The sequence below is a fragment of the Epilithonimonas sp. genome, from assembly GCF_056329745.1.
The window spans coordinates 220583-228336 of the sequence record NZ_JBWEYV010000003.1 but is presented as its reverse complement, the minus strand read 5'-3'; the positions used below and the strand labels follow the sequence as shown (position 1 = coordinate 228336).

At 31.2% G+C, this 7754-nt stretch carries 8 protein-coding genes; all 8 read left to right on the top strand.

The features are described from left to right. Nucleotides 1–774: 774 nt before the first annotated feature. The 8 genes from AC00Y6_RS04200 to AC00Y6_RS04165 are packed head-to-tail and all read left to right on the top strand — an operon-like array spanning nt 775 to nt 7753. On the top strand, nt 775–1128 hold the full coding sequence (locus AC00Y6_RS04200; protein WP_474489364.1) for a hypothetical protein: 354 nt from the start codon (nt 775–777) through the stop codon (nt 1126–1128). Further along, nucleotides 1125–2588: a relaxase/mobilization nuclease domain-containing protein gene (locus AC00Y6_RS04195; protein WP_474489363.1), complete on the top strand. Its 1464-nt coding sequence runs from the start codon at nt 1125–1127 to the stop codon at nt 2586–2588. Before AC00Y6_RS04200 ends, AC00Y6_RS04195 begins: the two co-directional genes overlap by 4 nt. A gap of 16 nt (nt 2589–2604) precedes the next feature. Next, nucleotides 2605–3255 (top strand): ParA family protein, encoded by a 651-nt coding sequence (locus AC00Y6_RS04190; protein ID WP_474489362.1) that lies wholly within the window; start codon nt 2605–2607, stop codon nt 3253–3255. Continuing rightward, nucleotides 3230–3517, top strand: coding sequence for a hypothetical protein (locus tag AC00Y6_RS04185; protein WP_476589235.1), 288 nt, complete (start codon nt 3230–3232; stop codon nt 3515–3517). Before AC00Y6_RS04190 ends, AC00Y6_RS04185 begins: the two co-directional genes overlap by 26 nt. Then, nucleotides 3517–4005, top strand: coding sequence for a hypothetical protein (locus AC00Y6_RS04180; RefSeq protein ID WP_474489360.1), 489 nt, complete (start codon nt 3517–3519; stop codon nt 4003–4005). Before AC00Y6_RS04185 ends, AC00Y6_RS04180 begins: the two co-directional genes overlap by 1 nt. A gap of 35 nt (nt 4006–4040) precedes the next feature. Further along, complete coding sequence (locus AC00Y6_RS04175; RefSeq protein WP_474489359.1) at nt 4041–4406, top strand: DUF4134 domain-containing protein; 366 nt, start codon at nt 4041–4043, stop codon at nt 4404–4406. Nucleotide 4407: 1 nt separating this feature from the next. Beyond that, complete coding sequence (locus tag AC00Y6_RS04170; RefSeq protein WP_474489358.1) at nt 4408–4728, top strand: DUF4133 domain-containing protein; 321 nt, start codon at nt 4408–4410, stop codon at nt 4726–4728. Further along, nucleotides 4706–7753: a TraG/VirB4 family ATPase gene (locus AC00Y6_RS04165; protein WP_474489357.1), complete on the top strand. Its 3048-nt coding sequence runs from the start codon at nt 4706–4708 to the stop codon at nt 7751–7753. The genes AC00Y6_RS04170 and AC00Y6_RS04165 overlap by 23 nt, the downstream gene beginning before the upstream one ends. The last annotated feature ends 1 nt before the right edge of the window (nt 7754 follow it).

The window sequence follows — 7754 nt, the reverse complement described above, 5'->3', positions numbered from 1 at the left end:
CAAAATATCCATCAAGGTTCAGAACCCGACCTGCAAAAAATATGCAAAGGTTCAATACCCACCACCTGCAAAATATCCATCAAGGTTAAGAAACTTTTGCACCTGTAAAATATAATGTATGGTTTGAGGCAAACCTGTAAAATATAATACATGGTCTATAATTTAAACCTGCAAAAAAAAGCACAGTGTTTCTTTCTTATTACTTTGATAATCCGATATTTACAATTTTATCAAAATATCAAGCTTGAAATTTTCCATTTTTTTTTCTGCAAAATCTACTTAATTTTTCGGTTAAAATTTAGTTTTTAATGAGTAGTAATGTTTAATTTACAAATAATCCTATCTGATAATCAATTAGATATACTCCTCTCCTATTTTTCATTAAATTTTTAAGAGAGTTCTCCCAAAAAACAGCAGTGCTTATTAGCAAGATGTGTCTTTGTACCCACAAAATTCTACTGAATTTTCTGGGTACAAAGTACAATCTTGCCTTTTTTCAAAAGGGGAAAAAACTTCGGGACTCGTTTTTTTTTTAATGGGAGATTTTTCAAAATATCTTATTGCGCCAACTATAATATTATCCACATCTATTCATATATGCTTTTAACACTTGAAACAAAAAATTAAAAATCAAAAGTATTGCACTATTTAGCCCACTCCTGCACTATTTAGCCCGTCACCTTATCAAAACCTTGTAAAAACAAAACAAAGTATTCAATTTAGCTCCCAAATCAGCAATATAGCGTTCAAATAACAGGTTTTTACAACATCGAAATGGAGAATAAATCAGCAATGATAAAATTCAGAATTGAAAAGGATCGTAAAAATTCTTGGAAGGAACTCTGTAAAAAAAGACAGGTATCACTCACACAACTAATCTTAGATTCTGTTGAAAATAGAATTTTAGACAGTGAAAGACGAAAGGTACTGGCGTTCATTGAAAAACAAGAAAACAAGTTTGCAAAAGTAGAAAATAACATTAATCAATTTGCAAGGATTGCTAACGGTCAGAAATTCATTTCTGAAAATGAATTGAAAAATTTCAATGATAATTTAAAAGAGGTTATCAGATTGAAGGACGAGCAAAAAAAAATTTTCATGCAAATATTAGTAATGCTTTCTAAATGATTGTAAAAATTAATGCTGCCGCAGGTTCCGACTTTCCAGGTGTCAATTATAACGACAAAAAAATAGAAGAAGGAAAAGGAGAATTGATTTCTATGAATAATTTTCCTGAATCAATTAACCAGGACAGCCCCAAGGAAGATGTAAAAAACTATTTAGCCTCCGTTTCGAAAAATGAGAAAGTTAAAAAGCCACAATTCCATGCAGTTATTTCTACCAAGTTTAGAGAACACACTAAAGAAGAATTATCCGAAATAGCGAGAAATTTCATGGAAGAAATGGGTTACGGAAAACAACCATTCATAGTAGTTTTTCATAATGATACTGAGAATAACCATGTGCATATTGTTTCAACACGAGTAGATAAAGGAAGTGGAAAGAAGATCAACGATAGCTTTGAGAAGCTCAAATCACAGAAAGCCTTATCCAAAGTCATGCTTAATTTATATGGAGAAGATCTCCATGCTTTACTTGAAAAATTGATGAATTTCAAAATTAGCAATGTAAGACAATTAGAAATACTACTTGAAAGAAATGGCTTTAAGATGATACCAAATAAACTAGATGAAAACAAATTTGATGTTTTAAAAAACGGTGTTTTACAAAGATCATTTTCAGGAAATCATTTAGTATTTGACAATGAAAGAAAAACTTTAAGAGAAAAGCAAATCAAGGCAATATTGACAAAATATAAAGAAGTTTATTCCAATAAGGTTTTTAAGGTTGAAGATAGAAGGCATCAAGAGAGAATGTTGCCGGAAGAAAAAAACTCCGATGAGTGGAAACCTAAGATTGAATTTGAAAGTGAACTTCAGCAGAAGATGCGCAAAATGTTTGGAATTGACATCGTATTTCATCACAAGAATGAATTTCAACCTTTTGGCTATTCTTTAATTGATAATCATACGGGAAAAGTTTTTAAAGGAAGTGAGATAATGAAAATGAACGATGTTTTTGATTTTACGAGCAGCGTTATTGAAAAAAAAACTTTTGAAAGTTTAAAGGATTTTAACATTGCTACTGATACTAAAAAGCAAGTACTGTTAGAGTTTTTAAACAAAAAACAACTTTCGTCAGAAATCCAAGGATTTATGCTATTTGAGAATAAAGCACGGAAGAGTAAAGATATCTGGAATGAAATAAAAAATGACACAAAAGATATTGTCAAAGCTGGTCAGTTAAAAAGCGAGCGTGCGGAAATTTTTCAATCAAATGATGGAAGATTTCATGTTATTCATTTTGGAAATCATTTCATCGATGACCTTGAAAAAGTGCTAGGTCAAAAGATGTATAAAAGTTTCCATGATAGCATTTTAGGAATAGAAAGTAAAGATGAAAACAAAATTATCAAAATACTAGAAATAGTTGAAGAAGTTTCAAATACTGTTGGTAGAAATTCACCATCAGCTAAAGATCCGGCTGAAGATGATTTGTTAAAGAAGAAAAGGAAAAGGAAAAAATAAAATAAAATTAAAAATTATGTTAATCACATTCGCAACACAAAAAGGAGGAACAGGTAAAACTACACTAGCAATAGCATTTGCTAATTATCTAACCTCAATTACAGATCGGAAAATACATGTATATGATTTTGACTATCAAAAATCTTTTTTTCACAAGTGGGAGGAAGATGAAATGTTAGATCTACCAAAGCTTTATAATGTAGAAGTAGTTGATGAGAGTAAAGAAGAAGATTTTGTAGATGCTGAAGTAGTTATTAAACTTAAAGAAAGTGAGGATATTTTCCTCTTTGATTTGGCTGGTACATTGGACGATAGATATTCATCCTTATTAGGTTACAGTGATTTTATCATTATACCCTTCGAATATAGCGATGTTTCGGCAAAATCAACATTAGTATTTATTGAGCTTTTAGGAATGCTTGAAAGCGAGGCAGAACGAATTTTTATCAGAAGTAAGTTTGATAAAGGATTTAATTATCCAAATCAAAAAGATATGGATGATGAAATTTCAAAATATGGGAACCTTCTTGTAAACCCTGTTTACAAAAGAAATGTTTTACAAACGATCAATACCAGGAAATTGACTTATGAACAAAAATTTGCTGTTAAACGACCATTTAAAGAAATCATAGATTACATTAATGAAACACTTCAAATTACCCTTTAATATAGTCTTAGAGAGAAAATACAACGACATCAATATTAATAGATTTCCATTCGACTGGGAAATGTACAAAGATGATCGGAGGCCTAAAACAATTATGATAGATAAGGCGATTCATATTGAGCTAGGCAAGTTCGAAACATTCAATGTTAGTATTAATGAAGTTATGGATTTGGCTTTAAGATATGCTCTGGGAAAACAGGAATTTAGAAAAATTAGTGCTGAACTGCTAGAATTAAAAGATAATCAAACCCTTTATAAATAATGAATAACATTTATGTAATCATTTCGGTAGCGTATTTTATATACTATGCTGGAAATATCATCTATGATGGTTTTTTGACTAAAGAAAAAGTATCAGGTAAAGATGAAGTTCAGGAATATTCCTTAGGTATTGTTGATGAAAATCAAAATACTCCATCTAAAGTTCAAATTGATGATGTCGAAAATCTAAATATGCCGCAGTCTTTCCAAAAAAGGGAAGTTTATGTAGAGAATACAGTGGATAGGGAACCAGATCTGGAAAGGTGGAGAGAATCGTTTGAAGCTGAACAAGAACTGGAATATTTTGAAAGAGATCAAAATACTAATCCCAATCCAAAGCAAGAGGAAAATGACGGTTCATCATCTACTTCAGCAAACTCATTGCAGAAGAAAAAAAAGATTGATATCAAGAAGATGCTCAACGAAGCAGAGACTAAAATTCAATTGGTCGCCAACAGGGATGGTTTTAAAACATACAATTTAGTTTAGTACATATTTATTAACCAATTTAAATTTTTTTTATTATGAATGAAAAATTCAACAAAGTGAAATTCAATGCCAAAAAAACTCTGAAAAGCTTCAGCAAAGTTTTTACACCTGGCAAAATGCTAATGCTTGCATTGGTGCTTTTTACAATTCAAGATGTTTACGCAACAGGTGGAGGTTCAGCCTTAGGTACCGCGGGAAGTACAATTCGGGGTTACTTAACAGGTCTTAAAACCTTGATTTATGCAATTGCTGTAATTGTTGGGATTGTAGGTGGTGTAAGAATTTACAACAAATGGACGAATGGAGATCAAGATATCAATAAGGAAATTATTGGATGGGGAGGTGCTGCTATCTTTTTGACTATTGTGCCAACTTTTATTGAGGCTATTTTCCCTGGATAAAATGAGTTTTAAACTTTATAAGGGGCTAAAAAAGCCCCTTGTTTTTTTCGGACTAAAGGATAAGTACATATACTATGCTTTAGGGACTATAGCAGGAGGATTTGTTTTAATTGCGATTCTTAACACCTTAGTGGGAATTATGGGAATTTTATTGGGAGCTGCAATTACCGGAGGAGGAATATGGTGGATTTTCAAGATGCAAGATACCAAAGGATTATACAGCAAAACTAAAACAAAGAATGTAATCTACATTATGCCTAGGCGATTTAAAAACACCAAACTACAAAACATTCTTAAAAATGAAAAAAAAGATAGAATTTGATATACCCTTTATAGGTTATGATAATGGTACTGAGCAAAATTGGAATTTTGATGTTTTATGGGGTCAATATGGACAACCAATTATAGGCATTAAAATCAAAAATAATGTTGAACAATATTCAGCAGATCCAGATAGTTATCTAGAATTTCACACATTGCTTAATCAAGTGATAGCTATTGCAGGTGAAAATCATAGCATACAAAAATTAGATATTTTTAGCAGAAAGAAGTATACAACTGAGCCTTCTAGGGAATTTTTACAACAAAAGTATTCTGAGCATTTTGAAGGAAGAATGTTCAAGACTATTGATACGATTTTACTTTTTTCCGAAATAGTAGATCATTCCAAAAAGAAAAGTTTTAAATTTTCTGAAAAGAACTTTAAAAAACTAGTAGATAAAGCGCAGAAAATTTTTATTCTTTTAGCGCAAAACGGTTGTGACCCAAAATACTTAATGGAAAAAGACTTCGAATATTATATTCGAGGAATTTTATCAATGAAATTTAGCGATGTTCCAATTTACAACAATATAAAAGGATCTCCGGAATACCTAAACATTGGTAAAAACTATGTTAAAACAATTCCATTAATTGATGTTGAAAAAATTGAATTGCCATCGGAAATTGACACTTATACTATGATGGGTGGTAACGGAGCGGCCTCAGAAACAGCGGTTGATAATTTTACTTTCATCAATGAACTTGAAAAGTATGAAACTGTAGTTTACAATCAGATTATCAACATTCCTCCGCAAGCTGCGAAACAAAGGGAACTGGACAAGAAAAAAAGGAAACATGAAGGGGCAGGAAGTAATTCACCTGCAAATATCATTGTAGCAGCCGAAATCGATACATTACTTGCTAATATTGCGATGGATGGACAATTAATTGTTGATGCACATTTTTCCATCTGCTTTTCTGCTTCTAACTTGGAAGATTTTGAGGAAACAGAATCAATGATTGAAAATAAATTATTCACAAAGGGAATAATAGTTTCTCAAAACGGATATAATCAATTAGAACTTTTTCGCTGTTGCCTTCCTGGTAATGCTACGGAACTTAGAACATACGATTTATTTTCAACCACGAGTGAAGCTGCGGTTTGTTTTTTTTTTAAAGAGAGTTACCCTGTAAATGAAGAATCTAATTTTTTCCTTCGATTTACAGACAGACAGGGGGTGCCATTAAAGATAGATCCAGCTGATCTTCCAATGAACACAGGAAGGATAAACAACAGGAATAAGTTTGTCTTGGGTCCGAGTGGATCTGGAAAATCATTTTTGATGAATAACATAGTTGAGCAATATCTTACCTATAATTATGATGTGGTAATTGTGGATACTGGCGACTCTTATTCAGGAACATGTAAGTATAAAGGGGGTAGATATATTCAATACACCGAAGAAAATCCGATCACAATGAATCCTTTTCAAATGAAGGAACATGAACTGAATATAGAAAAAATTGATTTCTTGAGCAATCTAATTTATCTTATTTGGAAAGGGCCAAACTCGGAAATGTCCAAGGTTGAAAAAACAACTCTAGACAGTTTGCTTTTATCTTACTATCATGCTTTTTTCAATTCTGGAAAAAAATGGTATGAGAACAAAACGAATGAAGAACTTCTGCTTTATCTTGATAAGTTTGATATTAACTCATCAGATATTGAGGACGATATTTACAGGAAAACTGCCGAATATAAAACTTACTACGATATTCTGAATATACCTTTTGATAGCACAACTGACGAAATTAAAAGAAAAGGAAGAAAATTGCTTTTGGAATATCATCCGGATCACAACATTAACAATCCAGATTATGATGCAGAACTTTATCATAGTATTCATAATGCGTACAGAACATTATCTGATGATGAAAAGAGAACTGAATATAATTTAAATCATCTTATTCTTATTTCTCAAAAAGATATAGTTAGAAAAATAAACCCTAATAATGATGAAGATAATGAAGATTTCAGATTTGCACTTATTAAGCGAGTAATTTCATTAGCAGAAAAGCTTCCAGCAACCGAGTTATCCTTTAATGGATTTTATGAATATGCTAAAAAATTTCTTCCGATTTATCTTAGTCACAAAGAAGAACCAATAAGAGAAGATGAATTTAATGCTAGGATTTTATTTAAAATTTTAAAGGATTTTTATAAAGGAGGTAGATATGATACTATTCTTAATGAAAGTGCTGACAATACATTATTTTATGAACCTTTTATCGTCTTTGAAATCGATAATGTTAAAGATAATCCAACCCTTTTTCCAATTGTAACATTAATTATCATGGATACTTTTATTCAAAAAATGAGGTTAAGGGAAGATCGCAGAAAAGCACTAATCATTGAAGAAGCATGGAAAGCAATTGCATCACCACTAATGGCTGGTTATATTCTATACCTATATAAGACCGTCAGAAAGTTTTGGGGCGAGGCTATGGTGGTAACACAGGAACTTGGGGATATTCTAGGAAATAAGGTTGTTAAAGATTCAATCATTAATAATTCTGATACATTTATCCTTCTTGACCAAACGAAATTTAAAGACAACTTCGAAGAAATCGCAGAAATTTTGTCGCTTAACAAAGTAGAACAGAATAAGATTTTTACGATAAACAATTTGAATAACAAATTTGGAAGAAGTCGATTTAAAGAGTTTTATCTAAAGAGAGGATCAAAAGGAGAAGTTTATGGGAATGAAGTTTCACTTGAGCAATATCTAACGTACACAACAGAAAAACCTGAAAAAAGAGCTGTACAATTTTATGTTTCTAAGTATGGGAATTATGATTCAGCATTGGAACATTTTGTCAAAGATTTGAAAAGATTCAACGATAATATAGGAAACATGGTTTCTCTAATTAATTTGAATAAAATGCCCTTAACTTCCGAAGTAATGAGATTTTATTGGAATTTCAAAAGTAAACATCCTGGTAAAAATATCTTCAAAATTATTGATACAGAAATGTCTGATAAACAAATGTCTTTTGCCGAATTCTTGAATTCTAAAATATCTTAAT